This window comes from Kribbella sp. NPDC056951, from assembly GCF_042674205.1.
GTDB lineage: Bacteria > Actinomycetota > Actinomycetes > Propionibacteriales > Kribbellaceae > Kribbella > Kribbella yunnanensis.
On record NZ_JBHUQZ010000001.1, the window covers coordinates 1,118,399 to 1,141,696 of the forward strand.

The 23,298-nt window shown below is 67.7% G+C and carries 24 protein-coding genes; 10 read left to right on the forward strand and 14 right to left on the reverse strand.

The genetic code is table 11. The features are described from left to right. Positions 1-9: 9 nt before the first annotated feature. The 8 genes from ACFTSF_RS05285 to ACFTSF_RS05320 all read right to left on the reverse strand — a co-directional run bounded on the left by ACFTSF_RS05285 (position 10) and on the right by ACFTSF_RS05320 (position 10,488). Positions 10-1,275, reverse strand: coding sequence for a hypothetical protein (locus ACFTSF_RS05285; protein ID WP_380152609.1), 1,266 nt, complete (start codon positions 1,273-1,275; stop codon positions 10-12). 113 nt (positions 1,276-1,388) lie between these two features. Next, positions 1,389-2,654 carry a hypothetical protein gene (locus ACFTSF_RS05290; protein WP_380152610.1) on the reverse strand — a complete coding sequence of 422 codons (1,266 nt, stop codon included), beginning with the start codon at positions 2,652-2,654 and terminating at the stop codon, positions 1,389-1,391. A 114-nt stretch (positions 2,655-2,768) separates the two neighbouring features. Continuing rightward, the gene (locus ACFTSF_RS05295) at positions 2,769-4,031 is read right to left on the reverse strand and encodes a hypothetical protein (RefSeq protein ID WP_380152611.1); all 1,263 of its coding nucleotides are present in this window, start codon (positions 4,029-4,031) and stop codon (positions 2,769-2,771) included. 79 nt (positions 4,032-4,110) lie between these two features. Beyond that, complete coding sequence (locus ACFTSF_RS05300) at positions 4,111-5,379, reverse strand: hypothetical protein (protein WP_380152612.1); 1,269 nt, start codon at positions 5,377-5,379, stop codon at positions 4,111-4,113. 74 nt (positions 5,380-5,453) lie between these two features. Then, the gene (locus ACFTSF_RS05305; protein WP_380152613.1) at positions 5,454-6,722 is read right to left on the reverse strand and encodes a hypothetical protein; all 1,269 of its coding nucleotides are present in this window, start codon (positions 6,720-6,722) and stop codon (positions 5,454-5,456) included. A 119-nt stretch (positions 6,723-6,841) separates the two neighbouring features. Then, the gene (locus ACFTSF_RS05310; RefSeq protein ID WP_165952492.1) at positions 6,842-7,306 is read right to left on the reverse strand and encodes a bifunctional nuclease family protein; all 465 of its coding nucleotides are present in this window, start codon (positions 7,304-7,306) and stop codon (positions 6,842-6,844) included. 134 nt (positions 7,307-7,440) lie between these two features. Next, complete coding sequence (locus tag ACFTSF_RS05315) at positions 7,441-8,319, reverse strand: NUDIX domain-containing protein (RefSeq protein WP_380152614.1); 879 nt, start codon at positions 8,317-8,319, stop codon at positions 7,441-7,443. Positions 8,320-8,328: 9 nt separating this feature from the next. After that, positions 8,329-10,488 carry an RNA degradosome polyphosphate kinase gene (locus ACFTSF_RS05320; RefSeq protein ID WP_380152615.1) on the reverse strand — a complete coding sequence of 720 codons (2,160 nt, stop codon included), beginning with the start codon at positions 10,486-10,488 and terminating at the stop codon, positions 8,329-8,331. Between the two features lie 76 nt (positions 10,489-10,564). Here ACFTSF_RS05320 and ACFTSF_RS05325 point away from each other — a divergent pair, with 76 nt between their 5' ends. Beyond that, positions 10,565-11,620: an alpha/beta hydrolase gene (locus tag ACFTSF_RS05325; protein WP_380152616.1), complete on the forward strand. Its 1,056-nt coding sequence runs from the start codon at positions 10,565-10,567 to the stop codon at positions 11,618-11,620. Between the two features lie 85 nt (positions 11,621-11,705). Here ACFTSF_RS05325 and mshD read toward each other — a convergent pair whose 3' ends face one another. Then, a complete protein-coding gene (mshD, locus tag ACFTSF_RS05330; RefSeq protein WP_380152617.1) occupies positions 11,706-12,650 on the reverse strand; it encodes a mycothiol synthase in 945 nt (314 codons plus the stop codon). Between the two features lie 146 nt (positions 12,651-12,796). Here mshD and ACFTSF_RS05335 point away from each other — a divergent pair, with 146 nt between their 5' ends. Further along, on the forward strand, positions 12,797-14,554 hold the full coding sequence (locus ACFTSF_RS05335; protein WP_380152618.1) for a bifunctional metallophosphatase/5'-nucleotidase: 1,758 nt from the start codon (positions 12,797-12,799) through the stop codon (positions 14,552-14,554). A 38-nt stretch (positions 14,555-14,592) separates the two neighbouring features. Here the strand turns inward: ACFTSF_RS05335 and ACFTSF_RS05340 are convergent, their stop codons facing one another. Together ACFTSF_RS05340 and ACFTSF_RS05345 are read right to left on the reverse strand one after the other, a co-directional pair. Continuing rightward, complete coding sequence (locus ACFTSF_RS05340) at positions 14,593-14,898, reverse strand: hypothetical protein (protein WP_380152619.1); 306 nt, start codon at positions 14,896-14,898, stop codon at positions 14,593-14,595. A gap of 132 nt (positions 14,899-15,030) precedes the next feature. Further along, positions 15,031-15,270 carry a MoaD/ThiS family protein gene (locus ACFTSF_RS05345; RefSeq protein ID WP_344159484.1) on the reverse strand — a complete coding sequence of 80 codons (240 nt, stop codon included), beginning with the start codon at positions 15,268-15,270 and terminating at the stop codon, positions 15,031-15,033. A gap of 133 nt (positions 15,271-15,403) precedes the next feature. Between ACFTSF_RS05345 and ACFTSF_RS05350 the strand changes: the two genes are divergently transcribed. Beyond that, a complete protein-coding gene (locus ACFTSF_RS05350) occupies positions 15,404-16,117 on the forward strand; it encodes a response regulator transcription factor (RefSeq protein ID WP_355468733.1) in 714 nt (237 codons plus the stop codon). A gap of 44 nt (positions 16,118-16,161) precedes the next feature. After that, positions 16,162-17,532 carry a hypothetical protein gene (locus tag ACFTSF_RS05355; protein WP_380153082.1) on the forward strand — a complete coding sequence of 457 codons (1,371 nt, stop codon included), beginning with the start codon at positions 16,162-16,164 and terminating at the stop codon, positions 17,530-17,532. Here the strand turns inward: ACFTSF_RS05355 and ACFTSF_RS05360 are convergent. Genes ACFTSF_RS05360 through ACFTSF_RS05370 form a run of 3 tightly spaced genes read right to left on the reverse strand, consistent with a single transcriptional unit; the run spans position 17,495 to position 19,313 of the window. Continuing rightward, complete coding sequence (locus tag ACFTSF_RS05360; protein ID WP_380152620.1) at positions 17,495-18,112, reverse strand: hypothetical protein; 618 nt, start codon at positions 18,110-18,112, stop codon at positions 17,495-17,497. The two genes, ACFTSF_RS05355 and ACFTSF_RS05360, sit on opposite strands and share 38 nt — an antisense overlap. Then, positions 18,109-18,675: a hypothetical protein gene (locus tag ACFTSF_RS05365; RefSeq protein ID WP_380152621.1), complete on the reverse strand. Its 567-nt coding sequence runs from the start codon at positions 18,673-18,675 to the stop codon at positions 18,109-18,111. Before ACFTSF_RS05365 ends, ACFTSF_RS05360 begins: the two co-directional genes overlap by 4 nt. Beyond that, positions 18,672-19,313, reverse strand: coding sequence for a hypothetical protein (locus ACFTSF_RS05370; protein ID WP_380152622.1), 642 nt, complete (start codon positions 19,311-19,313; stop codon positions 18,672-18,674). Before ACFTSF_RS05370 ends, ACFTSF_RS05365 begins: the two co-directional genes overlap by 4 nt. Before the next feature lie 46 nt (positions 19,314-19,359). On the opposite strand from ACFTSF_RS05370, the gene arfB reads away from it, so the two are divergent. The 6 genes from arfB (at position 19,360) to ACFTSF_RS05400 (ending at position 23,118) form a co-directional block, all read left to right on the forward strand. Next, the gene (arfB, locus tag ACFTSF_RS05375; RefSeq protein ID WP_380152623.1) at positions 19,360-19,788 is read left to right on the forward strand and encodes an alternative ribosome rescue aminoacyl-tRNA hydrolase ArfB; all 429 of its coding nucleotides are present in this window, start codon (positions 19,360-19,362) and stop codon (positions 19,786-19,788) included. 60 nt (positions 19,789-19,848) lie between these two features. Beyond that, positions 19,849-20,277: a thioredoxin family protein gene (locus ACFTSF_RS05380; RefSeq protein WP_344159503.1), complete on the forward strand. Its 429-nt coding sequence runs from the start codon at positions 19,849-19,851 to the stop codon at positions 20,275-20,277. Between the two features lie 42 nt (positions 20,278-20,319). Further along, a complete protein-coding gene (locus ACFTSF_RS05385) occupies positions 20,320-21,228 on the forward strand; it encodes an RDD family protein (protein ID WP_380152624.1) in 909 nt (302 codons plus the stop codon). 273 nt (positions 21,229-21,501) lie between these two features. Then, on the forward strand, positions 21,502-21,957 hold the full coding sequence (locus ACFTSF_RS05390; RefSeq protein WP_344159509.1) for a DUF4395 domain-containing protein: 456 nt from the start codon (positions 21,502-21,504) through the stop codon (positions 21,955-21,957). Positions 21,958-21,971: 14 nt separating this feature from the next. Next, positions 21,972-22,820: a sulfurtransferase gene (locus tag ACFTSF_RS05395; RefSeq protein ID WP_380152625.1), complete on the forward strand. Its 849-nt coding sequence runs from the start codon at positions 21,972-21,974 to the stop codon at positions 22,818-22,820. Between the two features lies 1 nt (position 22,821). Further along, complete coding sequence (locus ACFTSF_RS05400; protein WP_344159514.1) at positions 22,822-23,118, forward strand: DUF1416 domain-containing protein; 297 nt, start codon at positions 22,822-22,824, stop codon at positions 23,116-23,118. The last annotated feature ends 180 nt before the right edge of the window (positions 23,119-23,298 follow it).

The following is a 23,298-nucleotide window of genomic DNA, read 5'->3' on the forward strand; positions in this document are numbered from 1 at the left end:
TCACTGGGATCACACGATCAGGGTGAAGGTGCTGCTGGTGGTGGCCACGAGTGGCAGGCCGTTGTAGGCCAGCCTCGGAAGCGCCACGCGATACCGCGGTTGACCCTTCACGGTGGCCTTCATCGGAAGCCGCGCCGTACCGTTCGTGATCTGTACGACGGGACCGTTGCGCCAGCTCCCGTCGACCCAGCGCTGCAGATTGCCGCGGACCGTCAGAGCGGGCTGGATCTTCACTATCAGGTTCACGGTCTGACCAAGCTCGGTTCCCCTGCGGTCGAACCCGACGTCCGTGAACTTGGTCGTCGTCTGCGATGCCTTGGCCGAGGTCGACGCAGCCGGGAACAGGTCGATCCACGACTCGTTGATCTTCTTCAGAGCCGGTACCCAGAGGCGGTACTGCCGGCCACCCAGCGACGCGATACCGGTCTCGTGGTTTCCGATGTCACTGATGGAGTAGCGGCCGACCGTTTTCCAGGCGGCGGTGCTGCTCGCACGCGCCTGCAACTCCACCGGCCAGGTGCCGGAAAGACTCGGGCTGAGCGAGCTGTAGATCCCGAGGCGCTTGCTGAAGACGCCCAGGGCAGGCACGGACATCTTGGCCTTCAAGGCGCGGGGATGCACGGTGACGTAGTTCTCGAGCGAGGCCGGAGAGGAGGTGCCCCACACGTTGCCGGTCTTGACCGCCAGCCAGGACAGCTTTGGCTGCGCAGGGACGGTCACGGTCGTCGACCCCGGTGCGAACGGGTACGTCGCGAAGACACCGCTGCCGTCCTCGTCGTGGATCTCAACCGTGCGCCAGTCCTCGGATTCCGGTCGGTCCAAGGGGTCGTTCGGTGTCAGATCCTGCCGGACTTTCTGGGTCCACCGGATGCGGACCGACCGATCGGCGAGCAGATCGGCATCCTTGACCTGCAGGAACGTCGGCTGCCGGGTATCGAAGCTCACCGACGACGTCGGAGTGCCCCACTGCCCCGTCGTACGGCCGGCGACCGTGATCTGCACCTTGTCCCGGTCAGCTTCCAACACGGTCGGAAGAACCTCGAGCTCGTTCGTCTCCCCTTCGATCCGGCCCCCGATGGTCTTGCTGCCGCCGGTCACCGGATAGACGGCCCGGATGGTGTTGGCAACACCGTCGTCCTTCCACGTCACCCGAATCTTGTCCCCGGCCCAGGAGATCTGTACGTCGGTCGGGGCCGGATCAGCAGCCCAGGCCGACGTGGACAGACCGGTGGTCAGGAGTACGGCGGCAGCGGTGGTGGCTGCGAGTTTTCGCATGGGATCCCCAGGTGAGTACGCCTGGTGGTCACCCCTGCCGCCAGTGCGTGCAGGAAAAAGTAGCGCACGGACTGGCGGGTGAGGCAAGTCGAATCGGTTGCAGGTTCGTGCAATTAGCCGATGGTGATGGGGAAGGCTGAGCTGGTTGTGGGGCTGAGGGGGAGGCCGTTGATGGTGGTGGCGGGGAGGGCTATGCGGTAGAGGAAGTGGCCGCGGTCGTTGCCTACGTTGGCGTGGGTGAGCATGGAGCCGTTGCGGAACTGGACCGGGAAGACGTTGCTCCACTTGTTGTTGAGCAGGACCTGGAGGGTGCCGCGGACCGTTGCGGCGGGCTGGATCTTGGCCCAGACATCGACGTTGGCGTGGCGGGCCGGGTGGGCGGGAGTGAAGCCCTTGCTGACGAACTTGACCAGGGTCTTGGAGGACTTGGCCGAGGTCGACGACGCCGGGGTCAGGGCGATGACGTTGCCGCTGACAACCTTCCGGGCCGGGACGAGCAGCCGGTACTGGCGGTTGCCGAGGGCAGCGATGCCGGTCTCGAAGGCGGTCGTGGTGTTACCGGCGTACCGGCCGTAGGTCTTCCAGGCGTCGGTGGTCTTGGCGCGGGCCTGGAGTTCGACCTTGATGCCGCTGGCGCGCTCCTCGCGCCCCTCGCTGGTGAAGAGGTCGAGGGTGCTCTTGATACCAAGGCGGTTCCCGTAGAGCGCGGACGCGGGGACGGTGATGCCGGCGCCCAGGGTGCCGAGGCGGACGAGTTTGGTGTCGGCGGTCTCGCCCCACTCGTTGACGCCGCTCAGCTTGACCGCGGCCGGGCGTGGCTGGGCCGGGATGGTGCCGGTTGTTCCCGGGGCGAAGCTGTAGGTGCGGGTCGCGGTACCGGGGAGGTCGACGGAGGCCTTGACCGATTCGCCGGTCGGGAGGTCCAGCGGATCGCCCGGGTTCGTGTCGCCGATCGGGAACTGCTTCCACTTGAGTGATGTGGACAGGTTCGTGAGCAGGTTGGCGTCCTGCAAGGCCGGTACGTTCGGCCGGAGCGTGTCGAACTGCGGTGTCGGCGTCTGCTGGCTGTACTGCTGGTCGACGAAGGACCGGACGTGCAGCCGGACGCGTTCGGCGGCCTGGAAGGTCGGTGGCAGTTGGACCTCGTTCGGCGCGTCCGCGGCGGTGGTCGCGACGATCTTGATGTCCTGCGTGTCCTGGTTCTCGAGCAGGACCTCGTTCTGCTCGCCGTTGTCCTTCCAGGTCAGGTGCACCTGGCCGTTGAACCACCCGACGGTGACGTCCGTCGGCGCGGGCGGGGTCTCGACGGCCCAGGCTGGTGCCTGCAGGCCGGCGGTCAGTACGGCGGCAGCGGCCGCGGTCAGAACAGTCTTGCGCATGTGGTCCCCAGGTGAGAGTGCCTGGCGATCACCCCTGCCGCCAGTGCGTGCAGGAAAAGTAGCGCACGCACTGGCGGGTCGGGCAAGCTCGATGAGTTGCAGCTTCGTGCAATCTCAGCGGAGGGTGAAGTTGAAGGTGGGGCTGACGGTGGCGCTCAGGAGCAGGCCGTTGACTGTGATGGCGGGGAGGACGATGCGGTGGCGGTAGGTGCCTGGCTTGTCGACGCCGGCCCTGCCGTGCTTGAGCATGGAGCCATTGTTGAACTGCACCGCGAAGCCCTTGTCCCACTTGGAGCCGGTCCAGTACTGCAGGGTGCCGCGGACGGTGGCTCCGGGCTGGATCTTGCCCGTGATGTCGACCTTGGTGCCGGTCTTGGCCGCCGCGGGGGTGAAGCGCAGGCTGACGAACTTGATGAACGTCTTCGAGGACTTGGCCGAGGTCGACGACGCCGGGGTCAGGGCGATGACGTTGCCGCTGACAACCTTCCGGGCCGGGACAAGCAGCCGGTACTGGCGGTTGCCGAGGGCAGCGATTCCGGTCTCGAAGGCGGTCGTCGTGTTACCGGCGTACCGGCCGTAGGTCTTCCAGGCGTCGGTGGTCTTGGCGCGGGCCTGGAGTTCGACCTTGATGCCGCTGGCACGTTCTTCGCGGCCCTCGCTGGTGAACAGGTCGAGCGTGCTCTTGATGCCAAGACGGTTCCCGTACGCCGCCGACGCGGGAACTGTGATCCCGGCTCCGAGGGTGCCGAGGCGGACGGTCTTGGTGTCGGCGGTCTCGGTCCACTCGTTGACCGCGACCAGCTTGATCGCCGCGGGGCGGGCCTGCGCGGGGATCGTGCCGGTCGTCGTACCGGCGGCGAAGGGGTAGCTCTTCGTGGCGGTGCCGGGGAGGTCGACGACAGCCTTGACGGTGCCATTGCCTGGTACGTCGAGGGGGTCGCCCGGCGTCTTGTCCTCGACGGTGCCCTGGGTCCACTTGAGCGTGGTGCTCAGGTTCGTGAGCAGGTTGGCGTCCTGGAGAGCCGGTGCACCCGGGCCGCGGGTGTCGAACCAGGGCGACAGCGTGTCCACGCTGGAACCGTCGGCGGCCACCGTGCGGAGGATGAACCGGACCTTGTCCGCCGGCTGCAGGTTGGAGAAGCCCTGGATGTCGTTCGGTTCGCCGGCGGCGAGGTTGGCGAAGAGAATGAGCTCCTGCTGGCCGTCGTACTCGGCGAGGACGATGTTCTGCTCGCCGTTGTCCTTCCAAGTCAGGTGCAGCTTGGCATTGAGCCAGGAGAGCTCGAAGTCGGTGGCCGGATCGGCTGCCCAGGCAGGTGCCTGCAGCCCGGCGGTCAGCAGTACGGCGGAGGCCGCGACAGCGGCGAGTTTGCGCATGAAGGATTCCTCAGGGGGTGGTCAGCAAAATCCCCGCTGCCGACCCGTGGGGCCGGAGCGGGGATTCGTGGAGCTGTACTTAGCGAACGGTCAGTGTGAAGGCGGAGCTGGTGGTGGCGCTGAGGGTCAGGCCGTTGACTACGACCGCGGGTGCGGTGATGCGGAAGCGGGCTGAGCCGGGCTCGTCGCCGGCGCCGCCGTGCTGGAGGGCGTAGCCCTTGGTGAACTGCAGGGGGCCGGCGTCGAACCAGCGCTGGCCGTCCCAGAACTGCAGGCGGGCCTTGACGGTCGAGGCGGGGGAGATCCGCGCGGACAGGTCCACGTTGGCGCCGCGGCGGGCGACGGCGGGGGTGAAGCCGGCGGAGATGAACTTGATCAGCGTCTTGGAGGACTTGGCGGAGGTCGAGGTGGCCGGGGTCAGCGCGATGACGTTGGTGCTGACGATCTTGCGGGCCGGGACCCAGAGCCGGTACTGACGGTTGCCGAGCGACGCGATGCCGGTGTCGAAGGCGGTCGTGGTGTTACCGGCGTACCGGCCGTAGGTCTTCCAGGCGTCGGTGGTTCCGGCGCGGGCCTGCAGCTCGACCGGGATCCCGCTGGCCCGCTCTTCGCGGCCTTCGCTGGTGAACAGGTCGATCGTGCTCTTGATCGCGAGCCGGCTGGTGTACACCGCCGACGCGGGCACCGAGATGCCGGCGCCGAGAGTGCCGAGCCGAACGCTCTTGGTGGCCCGGAACGAGCCCCACTCGTTGGCGGCGATCAGCTGGATCGATGCCGGCCGAGCCTGGGCCGGGATGGTGGCCGACGTCGCACCCGGGTCGAGGGGGTAGCTGTTCGTGGCGGTGCCGGGGAGGTCGATGAACGCGGTGAGGGCCTTGTCCGTGGCCGGCAGGTCGAGCGGGTCGCCCGGGTTCTTGTCGACCACGGCGGCCTGCGAGTACTTGAGCGTGGTGGTCAGGTTCGTGGCTAGGTTGGCATCCTGCAGCACCGGCTGACCCGGCGTCTGGGTGTCGAACTCCGGCGTCGCGGTCCCCGTGCTGACCTCGCTACCGGCAACGGCCTTGACGACCAGCCGGACCCGGGCGTTCTGGCCGAAGGTGGGCGGCAGTACGACGTCGTTCGCGCTGGTCGACAACACCTCGGCGACGAGCCGCGACTGGTTGGTGTCCAGGTCCTCGAGGTGGACCGTGTTGGCCTCGCCGTTGTCCTTCCAGGTCAGGTGGACCGACTTGTCGGCCCAGCCGACGGTGAGCTCGGTCGGGGCGTCCGGGGCCGCCGCGAAGGCGGGGGTCTGGAGACCGACGGAGAGGGCGGCGACCGCGGTCGCCGCGAGGGCAAACTTACGCATGGGGGAGCCTTTCGAAAACGCACTCACCGCCACGGCAGGAGCTGCCGTGGCGGTGAACATGCGGTGACTGACTACTACTTGACGGTGAGGTTGTACGCCGGGCTCGTGTTCGCCAGGACGGTCAGGCCGTTGACGACGACGGTCGGTACGACGAAGCGCAGGCGCAGCGTGTAGCGCTCGGTCTCGATGTCACCGCGCTCGACGTACGAACCCTTGGTGAGCGGTACGTCGATGCCGAGGTCGATCCAGCGGCGGCCGTCCCAGCCCTGTGGACGGGCCTTGACGGTGACGGCCGGCAGGATCTTGACCGACAGGGTCGAGCGACCGCCGACCCGGACCGTCGACGGGTTGAAGCCGCCGGGGCCGAACTTGACGTAGGTCTTCGAGGACTTCGCGCCGGTCGAGGCGGCCGGGGTCAGCGCGATGATGTTGCCGCTGACGACCTTGCGGGCCGGGACCCAGAGCCGGTACTGACGGTTGCCCAGCGAGGCGATGCCGGTGTCGAAGGCGGCCGTGGTGTTACCGCTGTAGCGGCCGTAGGTCTTCCAGGCGTCCGTGGTCTTGCCGCGGGCCTGCAGTTCGACCTTGATCCCGCTGGCCCGCTCCTCGCGGCCCGCGCTGGTGAACAGGTCCAGGGTGCTCTTGATCGCGAGGCGGTTCGAGAACAGCGCCGAGGCCGGGACGGTGGTCGAGGCGCCGAGCGTGCCCAGCTTGACGGTCTTGACGTCCTGCGGGCTCGTGCCCCACTCGTTGACCTGGCTCAGCTTGATCGCTGCGGGCCGAGCCTGTGCGGGCACCGAGCCGGAGGTCGCACCAGCGGCGAAGGGGTAGCTCTTGGCGCCGCCGGGGCCGGTGACGTTCGCCTGGACGGTTCCGTTACCCGGGAGGTCCAGCGGGTCGTTCGGCGTGTTGTCCGAGATGATCGAGCCCGGCACCCAGCTCAGGTTGGTCGTCAGGTTCGTTGCCAGGTTGGCGTCCTTCAGACCCGGAGCGGAGGGGCGCAGGGTGTCGAACGCGGGCGTCGCCGCATCCGCGCTGACGCCGTCGGCGTTCTCGGACCGGACGAGCAGCCGCACGCGCTCCGCCTGCCGCAGCGGAACCGACAGCGTCACGTCGTTTCCTTCGGCGGCGGTGGTCTGGAGGACGGTGCCGGGCGTGCCGCCGTCGTACTCGGCGAGGATGTAGTTGGCCTCGCCGTTGTCCTTCCAGGTCAGGTGGACCTTGCCGGCCTGCCAGTCGACGGTCAGGTCGGTCGGTGCGTCCGGCGCCGCGGCGAACGCGGGCGTCTGGAGACCGACGGAGAGGGCAGCGACAGCCGTCGCCGCAAGGGCAAATTTGCGCATGTGTGTAACCCCAGGGGAGATTCGCCTGGCGATCACCCCTGCCGCCAGCGCGTGGCTCGGACCCTAACAGGTCAACGGTGCAGACCGGAAAACTTTTGCACCAACGTGCAAAAGCTCACTCAGCTGGAGAAGTCCTCCGGCGCGACGCCGTCCAGGAACTGGCGGAACCGCTCCAGCTCGGCCTGTTCCTCCTCGGGCGTGGCCACGCCCGCCTCGCGGAGAACCTCTTCTGTACAACGGATCGGGGTGTTCAGCCGTACGGCGAGCGCCACCGAGTCGCTCGGTCGCGCCGACACTCGCGCACCGTTGTCGAGCAGTAACTCCGCGTAGAACACCGCATCGCGCAGTTCGACGATCTCGACCGCCTCGAGCCGCACGCCCCAGGCCTCGATCAGGTCCCGCATCAGATCGTGGGTGAGCGGACGGGACGGGCGCAGGCCCTGTTCCTCGTAGGCGATGGCGGTCGCTTCGACCGAGCCGATCGAGATCGGCAGGTAGCGGTAGCCCTCGGTCTCGCGCAGCATCATCACCGGTGCCCGGTTGGGCGATTCCATCCGGATCCCGATCAGTGTCAGTTCTCGCATCATCGTCATGGTGCGACCTCTCCTCAGACCGGCACCCGGTGGGGCGCCGGTTCCTCGGTAGGAACATACCCGCCACTCCCAGTGTCACCCGGAAGCCCCTGCGGCTGTGCCAGGATCGACACCGAGCCGTGTCTCTACGGTGCGCGGAACCGTTCGTACACGAGCCGGCCGTCGGCCAGCCGGTGTGCGACCAGGAAGGCGCCGGGGGAGAACTTCCCGACCTTGAGACCGAGTTCGCGTTGCAGTGCGGGCAGTACCGGCCGGTGCGAGCACACCACAGTCACGCGGTCCGACTTCCACGCCCGGTCGCCCGAACCGCGCAGGCGGTCCGGATCGGCGTCGTACCCGCGTTCGGAGATCTCTGGCCAGAGGTGCACGTGCCGGTCGATCGAGTCGGCGTACGGCAGCACTGTGGCTGTGCAGCGCTCGGCGTCGCTGCTGATCAGCCGGTTCGCACCGAGAGCAGCCAGTACGTCGCTCAGTCGCTCGGCGACCGCCGTACCGGTCGGGTTGAGCGGGCGGAGTGTGTCCTTGCCGTCCCAGTCCTTGCGTTTCACCGCCTCCGCGTGCCGCACCAGGATCAGAGTCGCGTCCACGGACGCCACACGGTTGAGGGCGTCCAGGATGTCGACGTCACGCGGGTAGCTGAGCCGCGACCGGGCCTTGTCCACCGGCAGCCACTCGATCTCGTCGACCTCGTCGTTCGGCTGGAAGTCACCGCCCCCAGTGGCGGCGGCAGACCAGTAGTGCACCAGCTTCTGCGCCGTACCGCCGTTCTTGCGGACCAGATAGCGCTGCACACCGAGTGGTGCACCGAGCACTACCTGTACGCCGGTCTCTTCCTCGATCTCACGTCGTGCCGCGAGCAGGACGTGCTCGTGCTGGGACAGCTTGCCCTTCGGCAGGGACCAGTCGTCGTACCGAGGGCGGTGCACGAGCAGCACCTCACGGATGCCGCGGCGCTCACGCCACACGACACCACCCGCGGCGATAACCGTCGCCGGGTTGCTCATAGTCGAAGCCTAAGTAATCGGGTCGGCAGTTCTGCGGCGGCCACGCGTGGCGATCAGCTTTTCCTGCAGGTCACGCAGTGGCTCACCATCTGGTCGGGTCAGTCTGGCTTCCCAGGTGTTGTCCGGCTGCAACCACCAGGACTGGGTCTCGTCGTCGAGAGCCATGTCGAACATCTCCCGGACCTCACCGATGTGGTCGGGCTCCTTGAGTTGCACGAGCACCTCGACCCGGCGGTCCAGGTTGCGGTGCATCAGGTCGGCCGATCCGATCCACGCCTCGGGCTCATCGCCGTTCTCGAACCAGAACACTCGGCTGTGCTCGAGGAACCGGCCCAGGATGCTGCGGACGCGGATGTTCTCCGACAGTCCCTCGATCCCCGGCCGGATGGTGCAGATGCCACGGATCCACAGCTCGACCGGTACGCCGGCCTGCGAGGCCCGGTAGAGCGCGTCACACAGGGCCTCGTCGACCAGGCTGTTGACCTTGATCCGCACCCGGGCCGGACGACCGGCCAAGTGGTGCTGGACCTCGCGGTTGATGCGCTCGATCAGACCACGCCGTACTGACTGGGGAGCCACCAGGATCCGGCGGTAGCCCGCGTTGCGGGCGAAACCGGAGAGGTGGTTGAACAGGTGGGCCACGTCCTCGGTGACCACCTTGTCGCTGGTCAGCAGGCCGAGGTCCTCGTACAGCCGGGCGGTCTTGGGGTGGTAGTTGCCGGTGCCGATGTGGACATAGCGGCGCAGACCATCCGGCTCGTCCCGAACCACCATGGAGAGTTTGGAGTGCGTCTTCAGGCCGATCACGCCGTACACGACGTGGCAGCCGGCGTGCTCGAGCTGCCGGGCCCACTTGATGTTCGCCTGCTCGTCGAACCGGGCCTGGATCTCCACCAGCACCAGCACCTGCTTGCCGGACTCGGCCGCGTCGATCAGGGCGTCGACGATGGGCGAGTCACCGGAGGTGCGGTACAGCGTCTGCTTGATCGCGAGCACGTGCGGGTCGGCGGCCGCCTGCTCGATGAAGCGCTGCACGCTGGTCGAGAAGGAGTCGTACGGGTGGTGGACCAGGACGTCGCGCTGCTTGAGCGCGTAGAACATGTCCGCCGGGTTGGAGGTCTCCACCTCCGCCAGATGCGGGTGGGTGGACGGGACGAACGCCGGATACTTCAGCTCGGCGCGGTCCAGACCGGCGATCGTGAACAGACCACGCAGGTCCAGCGGGCCGGGCAGCTCGAACACCTCGGCCGCGGTGACACCCAGCTCGGACAGCAGCAGCGCCTTCACCTGCGGGTCGATCGACTCCTCGACCTCGAGCCGGACCGGCGGGCCGAACCGGCGGCGCAGCAGCTCCTTCTCGAGCGCGGCCAGCAGGTTCTCCGCGTCGTCCTCCTCGACCTCGAGGTCCTCGTTACGCGTCACCCGGAAGGTGTGGTGCTGAGTGACCTCCATGCCCGGGAACAGCTGGCCCAGGTGGGTCGCGATCACGTCCTCCAGCGGGACGAACCGGCCCTCGGCCACCTGCACGAACCGCGGCAGCAGCGGCGGCACCTTCACCCGGGCGAAGTGCTCGCCGCCGGTGTCGGGGTTGCGGACCACGACGGCCAGGTTGAGGCTCAGGCCGGAGATGTACGGGAACGGGTGCGACGGGTCGACCGCCAGCGGGGTCAGCACCGGGAAGACGCGGTCCCGGAAGAACCGGGTCATCTCCTCGCGCTCACTCTGCTCCAGGTCGACCCAGCGCAGGATGTCGATGCCCTGCTCGGTCAGCGCCGGCTGGACCACCTTGCGCCAGGTGTCGGCCTGGCGGTCCATCAGCTCGCGGCTACGGGTCAGGCTCCGGTCGAGCACCTCACGCGGGAGCAGCCCACTGGCCGCCTTCACCGCGACCCCGGCCGCGATCCGGCGCTTCAGACCGGCGACGCGGACCATGTAGAACTCGTCCAGGTTGCTCGCGAAGATGGCCAGGAACTTGGCCCGCTCGAGCAATGGGACCGTGTCGTTCTCGGCGAGCTCGAGCACCCGCTGATTGAACGCCAGCCAGCTCAACTCACGATCGGAGAAGCGGTCCGCCGGGAGATCGCCCGCAGCCGCGATGTCGTACGGCGGTTCTACGTCGTACTCGCGATTATGGGACGCCAGCAAGTCTCCAGCCACGTTGACCAGCATCCCATCCTTTGATGAACATGAGGTTGCGGAGGGCATGTCTTCGGACAGTCCGAACTTGTTGCTAGCGTCACTCCTTGTGAACCCTCGACTGGACGCCTTGCTCCGCGGCACCGTGTCCGCCGTACAGGCGAACGCGCTGACGCCGCTCTACGCGCTGCCCACCGCTGTCCGGCGGCGCCTGGCCGGCGCCCCGATCCAGATCGACGGCAACACCTTCGACCCCGAAGTGCAACTGCTCCTGCGCGTGGAGTCATTGTTGCCGGGCACAACTAAGACGGACGCGGCCACGGCCCGCGCGAACCTGCGCAGCGTGAGCAAGCTGATCGCCGGTCACCCCCGCGAGCTACAGCGTGTGACCGACCTCACCGTTCGTGGCGCCGACGGCCAGCTCGGTGCGCGTCTCTACGTGCCCCGGAACGCCGGCCGCGGCCTGCTCGTCTTCTTCCACGGTGGCGGCTGGGTGGTCGGCGATCTCGACACCCACGACGCCCTCTGCCGCACCATCGCCGCCGATGCCGGTATCCGCGTCCTGTCCGTCGACTACCGCCTTGCCCCCGAGGCACCCGCCCCGACCGCTGCCGAAGACGCCATCGCCGCCTTCACCTGGGCCGTCGAGCATGCCGAAGACCTAACAGTCGACCCAGGGCTGATCGCGGTCGGCGGCGACAGCGCCGGCGGGAACTTGGCCGCGGTGGTGGCCCAGCAGTCGGTCGTCCGCGACTTCCCGCGCCCGGCGCTCCAGGTGCTGCTCTACCCCGCAGTGGATCTGGTCGGCCGCCGTCCCAGCCGAGACCTCTTCGGCGAGAACTTCATCCTCACCGAGGAAGACATCCTCTGGTACCGGGACCACTACACGCCCGACCCAGCACTCCGCCCCGACCCGGTCGTCTCCCCGCTGCTGGCCGATTCGCTCACCGGCCTGCCGCCGGCTCTCATCACCACCGCCGGCTTCGACCCGCTCCGGGACGAGGGCACCGAGTACGCCGACAAGCTGGCCGAGGCCGGAGTCGAAGTGACCCACATCTCGCACGACTCGCTCCCGCACGGCCACTACAACCTCCAGGCCCTGCCCGGAGCCGCTGCGGACGCCCTGACCACCCTCACGACCCACCTCAAGTCAGCACTGCACTGACGAGTTGGGGGCCAGGAGCCGTCCGGCTGGGGGGTTAGAGGCGCAGACGGCTCCTGGTTGTCAGTGAGACGAGCACTGCCGCGGATTATGACGCGGAGTGAGGGACCGAGTTCGGTGTGGCGTCGGTCACGGGCGTGTACTGGACGTGCTGGGCGGCCGTGGTGAAGCCGAGGTTCGCGTAGAGGCGGCGGGCCGGGGTGTTGGTGCCGTCCACGTAGAGGGTGATGGTGTCCAGGCCGCGGGTGTCCTGGAGGTAGATCAGCCCTTGGAGGGTCAAGGCTTTACCCAGGCCGGCTCCCTGGTGATCGGGGGAGACGCCTACGACATAGACCTCGCCGCCGCCGTCTTCGATCTTGGTCCAGTGGTATCCGGCCAGGTTGCCCTCGGCATCTATAGCGAGGAAGAACCCCTCGGGGTCGAACCAAGGCTGGTTGAGGCGGTCGGTGAGGTCGGACTGGGTCCAGGCGCCTTGTTCGGGGTGGGTGGCGAAGGCCTGGCTGTTGACCTTCAGCCAGGCGGCGTCGTCCTGGCCGGGGACGAAGGTGCGGACCGTGATGCCCTCGGCCCAGGTCGGCTGGGGGAGGTCGGCCCGGGTACGGCGGAGGAAGTAGAGCTCGCGCGATACCTCGAGCCCGAGGTGGGCGGCGAGTTCGTCGGCGCCGGGCAGGCGGCCGTGCGCCCAGACGGCGAGCCGGGAGCCCGCATGGTCGAGCAGGATGCGCAGGAGCGCCGTACCGGTGCCTTGGCGGCGGAAGTCCGGAGTGACGACGAGTTCGGCGGAGCCTTCGGGGGTGAGAGCGGCGTAGCCGATCAGGTTGCGGGCGGACTGGAGGCCGGTGGGTTCGAGGGTGCCGGGTTCGCCGTCGTAGGCGAGCACGTGCAGGTCGCCGGGATGTTCGCCGTCGAGGTGCAGGAGGGTGCGCTCGTCGAGCGGGTTCACACCGTCGCTGTGCGCGGCCGTGCGAGCGAGCTCTGTGACGGCGGCAGCGGTGGCCGGGGGCAACGGTGAGGGAACTGCTTCGAGAGTCACAGGAATACCGTAAAAGGTCCTGGTCAGTTCATGCTCGAGTCCTTGGAAGGGTTGCCGCGCGTCGGGTAATTTCTCGGGATCGCGTGGCGAATCCGCGCGGTGATCGCTACGACGACGGAGTAGACATGGCCTTGACAGGACGAGACATGAAGTGGCTGCGCGGACGGCGGGGCGTCGGCCTGATCGCCGCCGGCACGGCCGCGGTGCTCGGCTTGGCCACGGGGGGAACCGTGACCCAGGCAGCGCCGGCGAAACCGAAGCCGACGCACACGCAGATCCAGCTGCTCGCCATCAACGACTTCCACGGCAACCTGGAAGCGCCCGGTGGATCGAGCGGCAACATCAACGGCGTCCCGGCCGGTGGGGCGGCCTTCCTGGCCACGCACCTGAAGCAGATGCGCGCGTCGGCGGAGGCCAAGGGACAGGACTCGGTGACGGTCGCCGCGGGTGACCTGATCGGGGCGTCGCCGCTGCTGTCGGCCGCGTTCCACGACGAGCCGACCGTCGAAGCGCTGAACGGGATGGGCCTGGAGGCCGCCTCGGTCGGCAACCACGAGTTCGACGAGGGCTGGCACGAGCTGCTCCGGATGCAGACCGGTGGCTGCCTGCCGGACGGCGACGGGCAGAACAACCAGAACTCCTGCCCGGACCCGAAGCGCCCGTTCCAGGGCGCCAAGTTCAAGTACCTGGCGGCCAACGTGTTCTTCGAGAACACGCAGAAGACGCTGTTCAAGCCGTACACGATCAAGACCTTCGACGACGGCCGCAAGGTCGCCTTCATCGGGATGACCCTGGAGAACACGCCGAACATCGTCACCAAGGCCGGTGTCGAGGGGCTGACCTTCAAGGACGAGATCGAGTCCGCGAACGCGCTGGTTCCGGTGCTGCAGAAGAAGGGTGTGAAGTCGATCGTCGTGCTGCTGCACGAGGGTGGCTTCCCGGCCGACCCGAAGGCGTACAACAGCTGCCCGGGGATCTCCGGCCCGATCGTCGACATCAACAAGGGCCTCAGTCCGGAGATCGACGCGATCATCTCCGGCCACACCCACCAGGGCTACAACTGCAGCCTGCCGGACAGCGCCGGCAACCCGCGGCTCGTGACCAGCGCGTCGTCGTTCGGCCGCCTCGTCACCGAGGTCCGGCTGAGCATCAACAACGCCACCGGTGACGTCGACCGGCTGAACACGCTGGCCAACAACCAGATCGTCACCCGCGATGTACCGGCCGACCGCCGGACCAGCGAGCTGATCACCAAGTACCAGACGCTGGTAGCCCCGATCTCGAACAAGGTCATCGGTCACCTGACCGGTACGTCGGTCTCGCGCACCCCGGACGATTCCCTCGAATCCCCGCTGGGCAACCTGATCGCGGACGGGCAGCTGGCCGATCCGTCGACCGTGACCGGTGGCAAGGTGCCGGTGGCGGCGTTCATGAACCCGGGCGGGATCCGGGCGGACCTGGCGTCGAACGCGGGTGAGGTCACCTTCGGGCAGGCCTTCACTGTGCAGCCGTTCAACAACTTCCTGGTCTCGATGGACATGACCGGAACGCAGATCAAGGCCCTGCTGGAGCAGCAGTTCTCCGGCGTGAACGGTCCGGAGGCCGGCAAGTACAAGGTGCTCCAGGTCGCCGGTATCACCTACACCTGGAACCCGGCCGCGGCGGCGGGCTCGAAGATCGTGGCAGGGTCGGTGAAGATCGCCGGGCAGCCGATCGTGGACGGGACGTCGTACCGGATCGTCACGAACAACTTCCTGTCCGACGGTGGTGACGGCTTCCCGGCCTTCACGACCGCGACGAACAAGTTCTTCGGCGGGCTCGACATCGACGCCTTCGCGAAGTACCTGACCGCGCACGACCCGTACACCCCGGGCGCGACCGACCGGATCTCGATCGGTTCCTGACCGGCTCCTGGTGAGTGCGCCGCCTCAGCGGGGCGCACTCACAGGAAGAACTTGAGCAGCACGAAGGTGAGTGCGCCTGCGGTGGTGAGCGCGGAGAGACCTCCGAACCCGCGCCGCAGGGCAGCACCGAAGACGGCCAGGGTGAGCGGGACCAGCATCACCAGCAGGGTGACGCCGCCCGCGTGGACGCCGACATGCTCGCGGCCACTGAGGACTAGGCCGAGAATCATCGCGAAGGTCAGACCCAGCCAGGTGGACCGGCGGATCGGACCGTCAGCGGTGCGATGACCGCGGTGCGAAGCGCGGGTCGCGCGGCGATGCGAGGTCGGAGCAACGTGCGCCATCGATGATCGGTGACCTTCCGTGGAACGACGGAATACGCAAGGTAGCAGGATCCTTGACAGTCGTAAAAGGTCGTCGCCTCACCAGTCACACTACTTTCTTCCGTCACATAACGACGGCCGCGCAACGGCGTATCAGCCGCCGGCGAAGGGTGGCAGCGCGTCGACCTGAGCGCCCGCCGGAAGCAGCGTGGCAGGCGTCGCGCGCTCGCCGTTCAGCAGAAAAGTGCAGAGCGAGAGGACCCGCGCGAGCTCGGGCCGATCGGACGAGACCGTGCTGATCAGATCGCCGAGCGAGGCGGCGTCTGCGGTCGCGGTGGACTCACCGGCGGCGCTGCGGGCGGCGGCGAAGTACCTGATGGTGACTTCCGGCATCTGGAGGGGACCTCACTAATCGGTTAAGTCTTCCGCTATTATGTCAGCTTGCTGTTGCTATCCAGTGTCTCGGGCCCCCGGCAATGACGCCGCTGGGGCTCGACGTGCACTACGACCGGCACAGGGGGACAACGTGAGCACGTTGCTTCTGCTGACGAACGCTCTGCAGGCCTCCACCGAGGTGCTGCCGTCGCTCGCGTTGTTACCGCACCAGATCCGGATCCTGCCCGCCGAGGTGGCCGCGTTGGTCGATGCCCCGGATGCGGATGCCGTCCTGCTGGACGCGCGGCGGGACCTGGTCGCCGTCCGCGGCGTCTCCCGCCTGATCCGTACGACGGGAATCGACGTACCGCTGATCCTGGTCGTCACCGAAGGCGGCCTGACCGCGGTGAACGCGGACTGGGGCGCCGATGACGTGCTGCTCGACACCGCTGGTCCCGCGGAGATCGAGGCTCGGCTGCGCCTGGTGATCGGCCGACTGGCCGCCACCCGCAACGAGGACCCGGACACCAGCCTGATCCGCACGGGTGACGTCGTGATCGATGAGGCGTCCTACACCGCCAAGCTCAACGGGCGGGCGCTCGACCTCACCTATAAGGAGTTCGAGCTCTTCAAGTTCCTGGCGCAGCACCCCGGGCGGGTGTTCACCCGGGAGCAGCTCCTGCAGGAGGTCTGGGGCTACGACTACTTCGGCGGCACGCGGACGGTCGATGTCCACGTCCGGCGGCTGCGGGCCAAGCTCGGCCCGGAGCACGAGCAGCTGATCGGCACTGTCCGCAACGTCGGCTACCGCTTCGTGGTCCCACCGACCACCAGCCAGCGCGAAACGGCCGAAGCACCGGCCTGAAGTCTCGCGACGCCCCCACGGGCAGGTAGATTCTGCGCGTGGCGATGGAGTCGGGGTCGTTGCTCACCACGGTGGGCCGCGCGGGGGTCTTGTTCGGTAAGGCGTGGCCGAGGTTGCTGGCGGTGTTTCTCATCGCCCAGCTCGCGCATCGCGGACTGCAGTGGGTGGCCGTCCAGGCCGGTGCCGCCGCGGAGGCGGCCGGTCTCGCAGTCCTCGCGCTGATCGTCGTGGTCTCACTGGCCATGTACGTCGCGATGTTCCTCGTCCTCCGCGGTGAGCTGCCGTTCCACCGGCGGGCCGTTGCCGAGGGCATGCTCGCGCCCGACGGTGTTGAGCCTGGCAAGGAGAGCCGCCCGGTCGATGCGTTGGCCGCGGCCCTCTTGCCGTTCCTGGCGTTCTACGCGGCGTACAAGTTCTTGCAGGCCGAGGCGCTTGACTACGAGTACAAGCTGGCCGTCCACAAGGTGAACGAGACCGCGGCCACGGTGCTCGGCGGCGGGACAGTCGCTGAGCCGTCGCAGGGCCTGCAGTCGTTGTCGACCTGGTTGTTCATCGGCCTCGGTGCCGTGGCGTACCTGCTCCGCTTCGTGTTCAAGAAGTGGAAGCGGGAGGACGAGGGCCCGGTTCGGAAGCTGTTCGTCACGTACCTCGAGGCGCTCTGGATCTTCGTGGTCATCTACCAGGCCTCGTCGTACGTGCCGTCGCCGAAGCAGTGGCTGCAGGAGCGCCAGATCTGGCAATGGCTGCACGACGCCTACGTCTGGGTCCTCGACCATGTGCTCGGCGTGAGCCAGGTCCGCGAGATCTGGGACGCCGTCACCGGCTTCATCGCCGCTGGCGTCGGCGACCTGTGGAGTGCGGCCGTGCTCCCGCTGATGTGGATCACCATGACCGCGGTGATCTACGGCCGGGCCGTGCACAAGGCGCAGCAACAGCCGCGCTGGCGCTTCGACCGACTGACGAACCGCTGGCAGGCGACGCCGCGCTTCGTGCAGGCGGCCGGTAACACCGTCGTCGCGGACTGGAAGGATCGTTGGACGCCGGTCGCAGACGCGTTCCGGCTCGTGCTCCGCTCCGGCCTGCGCCCGATGCTGGGCTACTTCCTCGCCTGGGCGGTCGTCACGTTCCTCGCCAGCGGCGTGTGGATCGCGCTGAAGCTGTGGGTTCTCGGCCCGCACACGCTGCCGTTCTGGCTGGTGATCGACGAACCGCTGAGCCTGCTCACCGACGGGCTGAAGATCATGCTCCAGGTCGCCCTACTCGCGGCCGCCTACGACCGGATGATCGGTGGCCTGGCCGGCTACCTGAACCGCGGCACGCACGCGGTCGTCGAGCAGGACGACAGCGAGCAGGGCGGCGTCGCCGACCTGACCGCTGCTACCTCGGGAATGCCAGATACTCAGGGACTTTCGTAGCCCACGTGATCGTCGGCTGAACCTCGGCCGCAACAGATTTCGGTACGACGAACACGGCCGCGATCTCGTACGGCTTCCCGGCCGCCGGCTTCACGTAGTACTGGGCCGACTGTCCACGCCAGCTCTGCGGTTTGTCGTCGTACCCACCGGTGCAGCTGTTCGGCCGGTCCTGGTAGTCGTCGGCGAGGATGTCCTCGTCCCAGATCCGCCCGTCCGACGCCCGCAGGTGTGGTCGGCAACCGCCGAGCCCAGGCTCGTCGAGCGTCTTGATGTCATCGACCTGAAGCCGGAAGTGCACCCGGATCCGGGTCGTATCCGGCGGCAGCGGATCCTCGGCCCCGGCCCGCTTGGGCTCCGGGTTCTCTTCGACACTGGCGGCGTACCAGACGGCTCCTTGGTACGACGTCCCACCGTCGGCAACGACGACCGCGTCGCGCGGCTCGGCGTCGTACCAGGATTTGTAGTCCGATTTCGTCGTCCACCAACCGGCCAGCGGCACGGTGACGACCAGCGAGGCCAGTGCGGCGACGTTCTTGCTGAACCAGCCGCTGCGTCGGCGGGCCCGGCGTGCCCCGGTCATGACGCGCTCGCGCGGGTGAAGGTGACGACCGGGCTGATCTCGGGGGACTTCACGTCCAGCGGGACGTTCACTTCGGGCTCGAGGTCGTTCATGATCGACTTCTCCATCACCTGCAGGGTTGCCCCCGGCAACTTGTCGGCGGGCATCTCGACCACGAAGGCGCCGCGCGCCGGAATCCCGGGCGCGAACTGGAAGCCGGTCAGGTCGACCCGGTCCAGGCCGCTGCGGTTGGCGCCGAGATAGGTGATCCCGTCGGAGCTGCGGATCTGCACCCGGTTCAGGTGGATCGGCTCGCGGGTCGCGGTGACGGTCGCGTCCACGACCACGAAGCTGGTCTGGGTCTTGCGGTCCGGCGAGCTGCTCGGGATCTTCAGCGTCTTCCCGACCCGCACCGCGTCGACCTTCAGCTCGAACCGGCCGGCGTCGACCGCGCGGCCGACGATGCCGTTCACCGGCGTCGGGTCCTGGATGTCCTGCTGGGTCGGCGTCAGCCGGTAGAGACCGATGATCGCGACCAGGACGGCCAGCGTCAGGCCGCCGTTCAGGAGCTTGCGGCCGGTCACTTCGTGTTGTCCTTCACCTTGATCGTGCCCTCGCCGGCGAGCTCCTCGGGCAGCCACTTCTCGTGGTGGTCCAGCAGCGATTCGTCGTAGTGCTTGTAGCCCTGCACGCTCACCTTGACCTCGGTCGGCAGGTCGGAGAGCTTCGGCAGCTTCCAGACGAAGGCAATCTGCTGCTCGACATCCGGGGTGAGCACCGGGTTCATCGTCTCGTCGTCGATGGTGGTGGTCCCCATCGGCGCCTCGGTCTCCTTGATCCCCGGTACGCCGATCAGCCGGAACAGGTCCGACGGCGGCGTGGTCCCGAGGTCGTCGGTGACCTTGATCTTGGCCACGATCGCGATCAGTGCACCACCGGGCTCCGGCTGGAACAGCGGCTTCAGGTGCTTGACCGTGACGACCCGATCGACGGTGATCGCGAACTGCCCGGCGTCCACCGACTTCCCCGCGGCCAGCGGCGGCGTCTCCGCGGCCGCCTTGTTCAGGCCACCGAACGCGGCCGAAACAGCCAGTACGACGGCGCTCGCGCCGATCACCCAGGTCTTGACCGAACGCCCGCGCACCTTCAGGTTCGCCAGCTCCGGAAGCTCTTCAGGCTCTTGCTCTTGCCCCGGCCCTTGCTCTGGCCTCCCCGTCTGCACGGGAAAAGGGTAACGAGCAGCGGGGGCAACAAGGTGTAATGGGTCTGTGGAGGAGACGGGGCTGATCGTGCGACCGGGGCTGGTGGTCCCCGAGGGGGAGCTGAGTTGGCGCTTCTCCCGATCCAGCGGTCCGGGCGGGCAGTCGGTGAACACCACCGACAGCCGGGTCGAGCTGAGCTTCGACCTCGCCGGTACGACGGCGCTGTCCGGCGTACTGAAGACTCGCGCGCTGGAGCGGTTGGAGTCCCGCCTGGTTGACGGTGTGCTGACGATCGCAGCTTCGGAGTACAAGTCGCAGTGGCGCAATCGGGAGGCGGCGCGGACCCGGCTGGTCGCGTTACTGCGGGAGTCGATCGCGCCACCGCCACGGCCGCGGCGGGCGACCAAGCCCAGTAAGGGCGCGGTCCGCCGTCGTCTCGACGACAAGAAGCGCCGCGGTCAGACCAAGCGGCTGCGATCCCGCCCAGAGGACTGACTGTCCAAGGCGTGAAACAGCAGGTGGAGCTGAAAAACCACCGACGTACTCTGGATTGTTGTGAGCCTAGGTCTGTGGGTACTAGCCGGCGCGCTCGTCGCCGGAGTGCTTCTCAGTGTGCTCAAAACCTGGATCGACGGGCGATTCCGCGAGAAGGCGAGTGATGTGGAGAGGGTTTCCGCAGCCGACGTAGGTGTCGAGCTGGGTGAGCGGGCCACGTTGCTGCAGTTCTCCTCCGCCTTCTGCGCTCCCTGTCGAGTGACGAGGCGCACGCTGGCCGAGGTCGAAGGCATGGTCGACGGAGTCCGGCATGTGGAGCTGGACGCGGAGTCGAATCTGGACCTGGTCCGGAAGCTCGACATCCTGCGGACACCGACCACGCTGGTGCTCGACAGCACTGGTGCAGTGGTCAAACGCGCCAGCGGTGCGCCGCGCAAGCCGGATGTGATCGCGGCACTGGCTACGGCGATCGACCACCAGCCGAACTGATAGGGATGGCGCTCGACCCCGCCTGACCGGCATGCTGTGCCAGTGAACTTCCCAGCCGGTTGGTACGACGACCCTGAGCACCCGACACAGCAGCGCTACTGGGACGGGAACGTGTGGACCGACGAGCGTCGTCCGCGTGAGCAGCCGTCGCCGTACCAAGGCCAGTACGGACAGCCCAAGCAGGACCAGCCGCAGTACGGTCAGCCGGTGCAGCACGGCCAGGTGTTCGGCGGTGGACAGGCACAGAAGCCCGCATCGGACCGCCCGGTCTACGGCCAGCCCGGTCCGCAGCAGCCGCCGCAGGCCCAGTACGGCCAGCCGCAGCCGCAGTACGGCCAGCCCGCTCAGCAGCACGGCTATCCGGCGTACCCGCAGCAGCAGCCGGGCTACGGCTACCCGGGCCAGAACCGCTTCACGACCCCGGACGGCCAGCCGTTGTCCGGCTGGTGGCGCCGGGTGCTGGCCCGCGTCATCGACTCGGTCCTGATCTTCTTCGTCAGCCTGCCGCTGACCGGCTACTTCTGGATGAAGTACCTCAACGACTACACGGACAACGTCGAGCGGCAGATGCGGAGCACGACTCCGCCGACCTTCTCGGAGATGCTCAACTCGTCGATGTCCGCGGTGGCCTGGACGATTCCGGCGGCCATCCTGACCGCCGTGGTGATGTTCGCGTACGAGTACCTGATGCTGACCAAGAAGGGCGCCACGATCGGCAAGTCGGCGGCCGGTATCGCGGTGCGGCTGCGGGACGTGCCCGGGGCGGCACCCGGTGCGGCGATCGCGAAGCGGGCCGGGATGGGCCTTGCGCTGACCGTGCTGGGTGCGGTCCCGATCCTCGGTTCGCTGCTCGGCATCGTGGTCCTGCTGAACTACCTGTGGCCGCTGTGGGACGACAAGAAGCAGGCGCTGTGGGACAAGGTCGCCGGCACCAACGTCGTTCGCACCTAGCTTGTCCATCATGTGATCAGTTGTCTCATTCAATGGGACAACTACGAACGTCTCGCTCCACGTTCCGTACTCTCGGAGCGTGGAGTACACGACCTTGCTGACCAAGCGCCGCGCAGTGGACAACTGCCGCATGCGCTCGTCGCTGTGTCGTGGCCGCTGACCAGGCGGCGTCCCGAGCGCTGTGGAACTGATCGCTGAGCGCGGTTCCACGTACGTCGTCTCCCGCAGGTACGGGCGGGTCCGGCTCGAACCACTCCTCCTCCAGGAGTCGTCATGTCCGAACAGACGGCCAAACTCACTCCTCCCCAGGTCGACCCGCGGGGGCTCCGGTTCGCAGCCGGTGTGACCGCGGTTCTGCTGGCGTTGACACTGATCCTCGGTAACCCGTGGATCCTGGCGGTCCAGACACTGGTGTTCGCGATCGGGACCGCCTTCGGCGTCCAGGCATCGCCGTACGGCCAGTTCTTCAAGCGTGTGATTCGTCCGCGCTTGAGTCCGCCGAAGGAGCTGGAGGACGCGGCGCCGCCGCGGTTCGCCCAACTGGTCGGGCTGGTCTTCGCGATCGCCGGCCTGATCGGCTACCTGAGCGGCGCGACCGTGCTCGGAGTGGTCGCCACCGGATTCGCCCTCGTCGCCGCGTTCGTGAACGCGGCCGTGGGGCTCTGCCTCGGCTGCGAGGCTTATCTGCTGATCCAACGCATTCGTACGCCAAGCACCGCTACCAATTAAGAGAGGCAGCACACATGAGCAGGGAATCTGCGCTCGTCTCGGCCGACTGGGTCGAAGAGCACAAGAGCGATGCCAACGTCGTCCTGATCGAGGTCGACGAAGACGTCTCGGCGTACGACGCCGGCCACATCGCCGGTGCGATCAAGCTGGACTGGAAGGACGACCTGCAGGACCCGGTACGCCGGGACTTCGTCAACCAGCAGCAGTTCCAGGAACTGTTGTCCGGCCGCGGTGTCAAGAACGACGACACCGTCGTGCTGTACGGCGGTAACAACAACTGGTTCGCCGCCTACGCGTTCTGGTACTTCAAGCTCTACGGTCACGCCGATGTCCGCCTGCTCGACGGTGGCCGCAAGCGCTGGGAGCTGGACAGCCGCGAGCTGACCGACGAGGCCGTCAAGCGCGACGCCACCGAGTACGTCGCCAAGGCGCCGGACCTGAACATCCGCGCCTTCCGCGGTGAGGTCGAAGAGGCCATCGGCGTGAAGAACCTGGTGGACGTCCGTAGCCCCGACGAGTACGCCGGCCGGCTGCTCGCCCCGGCCCACCTTCCGCAGGAGCAGGCCCAGCGCGCGGGTCACATCCCGACCGCGGCCAGCATCCCGTGGAGCAAGGCGGCCAACGACGACGGCACCTTCCGCTCCGACGACGAGCTGAAGACCCTGTACGCCGACGCCGGGGTCGACTTCGGCAAGGACACCATCGCGTACTGCCGGATCGGCGAGCGCTCGGCGCACACCTGGTTCGTGCTGCACGAGCTGCTCGGCCAGGAGAACGTCAAGAACTACGACGGTTCATGGACCGAGTGGGGTTCGCTGGTCGGCGTACCGGTCGCCCTCGGCGACGAGCCAGGGGAGGCCTGACATGTGCGGAGCCAAGAAGGGCGGCCTTGATCTCAAGGGCGTCGACGTGGACAAGGAAGCCGTGATCCAGGGACAGGTGCTGCGCGGCGAGGAGCCGGTCGGCGGCGCCTACGTGCGGTTGCTGGACGCAACGGGTGAGTTCACCGCCGAGGTACCGACCTCGGCGACCGGACACTTCCGTTTCTTCGCCAAGCCGGGCGAGTGGACGCTGCGCACGCTGGCGCCCAAGGCCGACCCGGTCGACCGCCAGGTGGTGGCCCAGTACGGCGCGGTCGCGGAAGTGGCCGTTACCGTCTGAGCTCTCGCTCGTTACTGATGGTGCCGCCGTCACGGGACGGCGGCCCACCCTGAGGCAAGTCCCCGAAGGGCCCGGACCTTGCGCGTCCGGGCCCTTCGGCATGCCCGGAACCTGTTGTACGTAACGGATTCCCGGTCATTCGACCGGGGTTATGGGTGCGGGTTCATTGAACTGCAAGGT

Bases quoted from the DNA above. Each gene is read 5' to 3' on its own strand.
- ACFTSF_RS05285 (WP_380152609.1), bottom strand. From the start codon at position 1,275: ATGCGAAAACTCGCAGCCACCACCGCTGCCGCCGTACTCCTGACCACC.
- ACFTSF_RS05290 (WP_380152610.1), bottom strand. From the start codon at position 2,654: ATGCGCAAGACTGTTCTGACCGCGGCCGCTGCCGCCGTACTGACCGCC.
- ACFTSF_RS05295 (WP_380152611.1), bottom strand. From the start codon at position 4,031: ATGCGCAAACTCGCCGCTGTCGCGGCCTCCGCCGTACTGCTGACCGCC.
- ACFTSF_RS05300 (WP_380152612.1), bottom strand. From the start codon at position 5,379: ATGCGTAAGTTTGCCCTCGCGGCGACCGCGGTCGCCGCCCTCTCCGTC.
- ACFTSF_RS05305 (WP_380152613.1), bottom strand. From the start codon at position 6,722: ATGCGCAAATTTGCCCTTGCGGCGACGGCTGTCGCTGCCCTCTCCGTC.
- ACFTSF_RS05310 (WP_165952492.1), bottom strand. From the start codon at position 7,306: ATGCGAGAACTGACACTGATCGGGATCCGGATGGAATCGCCCAACCGG.
- ACFTSF_RS05315 (WP_380152614.1), bottom strand. From the start codon at position 8,319: ATGAGCAACCCGGCGACGGTTATCGCCGCGGGTGGTGTCGTGTGGCGT.
- ACFTSF_RS05320 (WP_380152615.1), bottom strand. From the start codon at position 10,488: ATGCTGGTCAACGTGGCTGGAGACTTGCTGGCGTCCCATAATCGCGAG.
- ACFTSF_RS05335 (WP_380152618.1), top strand. From the start codon at position 12,797: ATGAAGTGGCTGCGCGGACGGCGGGGCGTCGGCCTGATCGCCGCCGGC.
- ACFTSF_RS05340 (WP_380152619.1), bottom strand. From the start codon at position 14,898: ATGGCGCACGTTGCTCCGACCTCGCATCGCCGCGCGACCCGCGCTTCG.
- ACFTSF_RS05345 (WP_344159484.1), bottom strand. From the start codon at position 15,270: ATGCCGGAAGTCACCATCAGGTACTTCGCCGCCGCCCGCAGCGCCGCC.
- ACFTSF_RS05355 (WP_380153082.1), top strand. From the start codon at position 16,162: ATGGAGTCGGGGTCGTTGCTCACCACGGTGGGCCGCGCGGGGGTCTTG.
- ACFTSF_RS05360 (WP_380152620.1), bottom strand. From the start codon at position 18,112: ATGACCGGGGCACGCCGGGCCCGCCGACGCAGCGGCTGGTTCAGCAAG.
- ACFTSF_RS05390 (WP_344159509.1), top strand. From the start codon at position 21,502: ATGTCCGAACAGACGGCCAAACTCACTCCTCCCCAGGTCGACCCGCGG.
- ACFTSF_RS05395 (WP_380152625.1), top strand. From the start codon at position 21,972: ATGAGCAGGGAATCTGCGCTCGTCTCGGCCGACTGGGTCGAAGAGCAC.
- ACFTSF_RS05400 (WP_344159514.1), top strand. From the start codon at position 22,822: ATGTGCGGAGCCAAGAAGGGCGGCCTTGATCTCAAGGGCGTCGACGTG.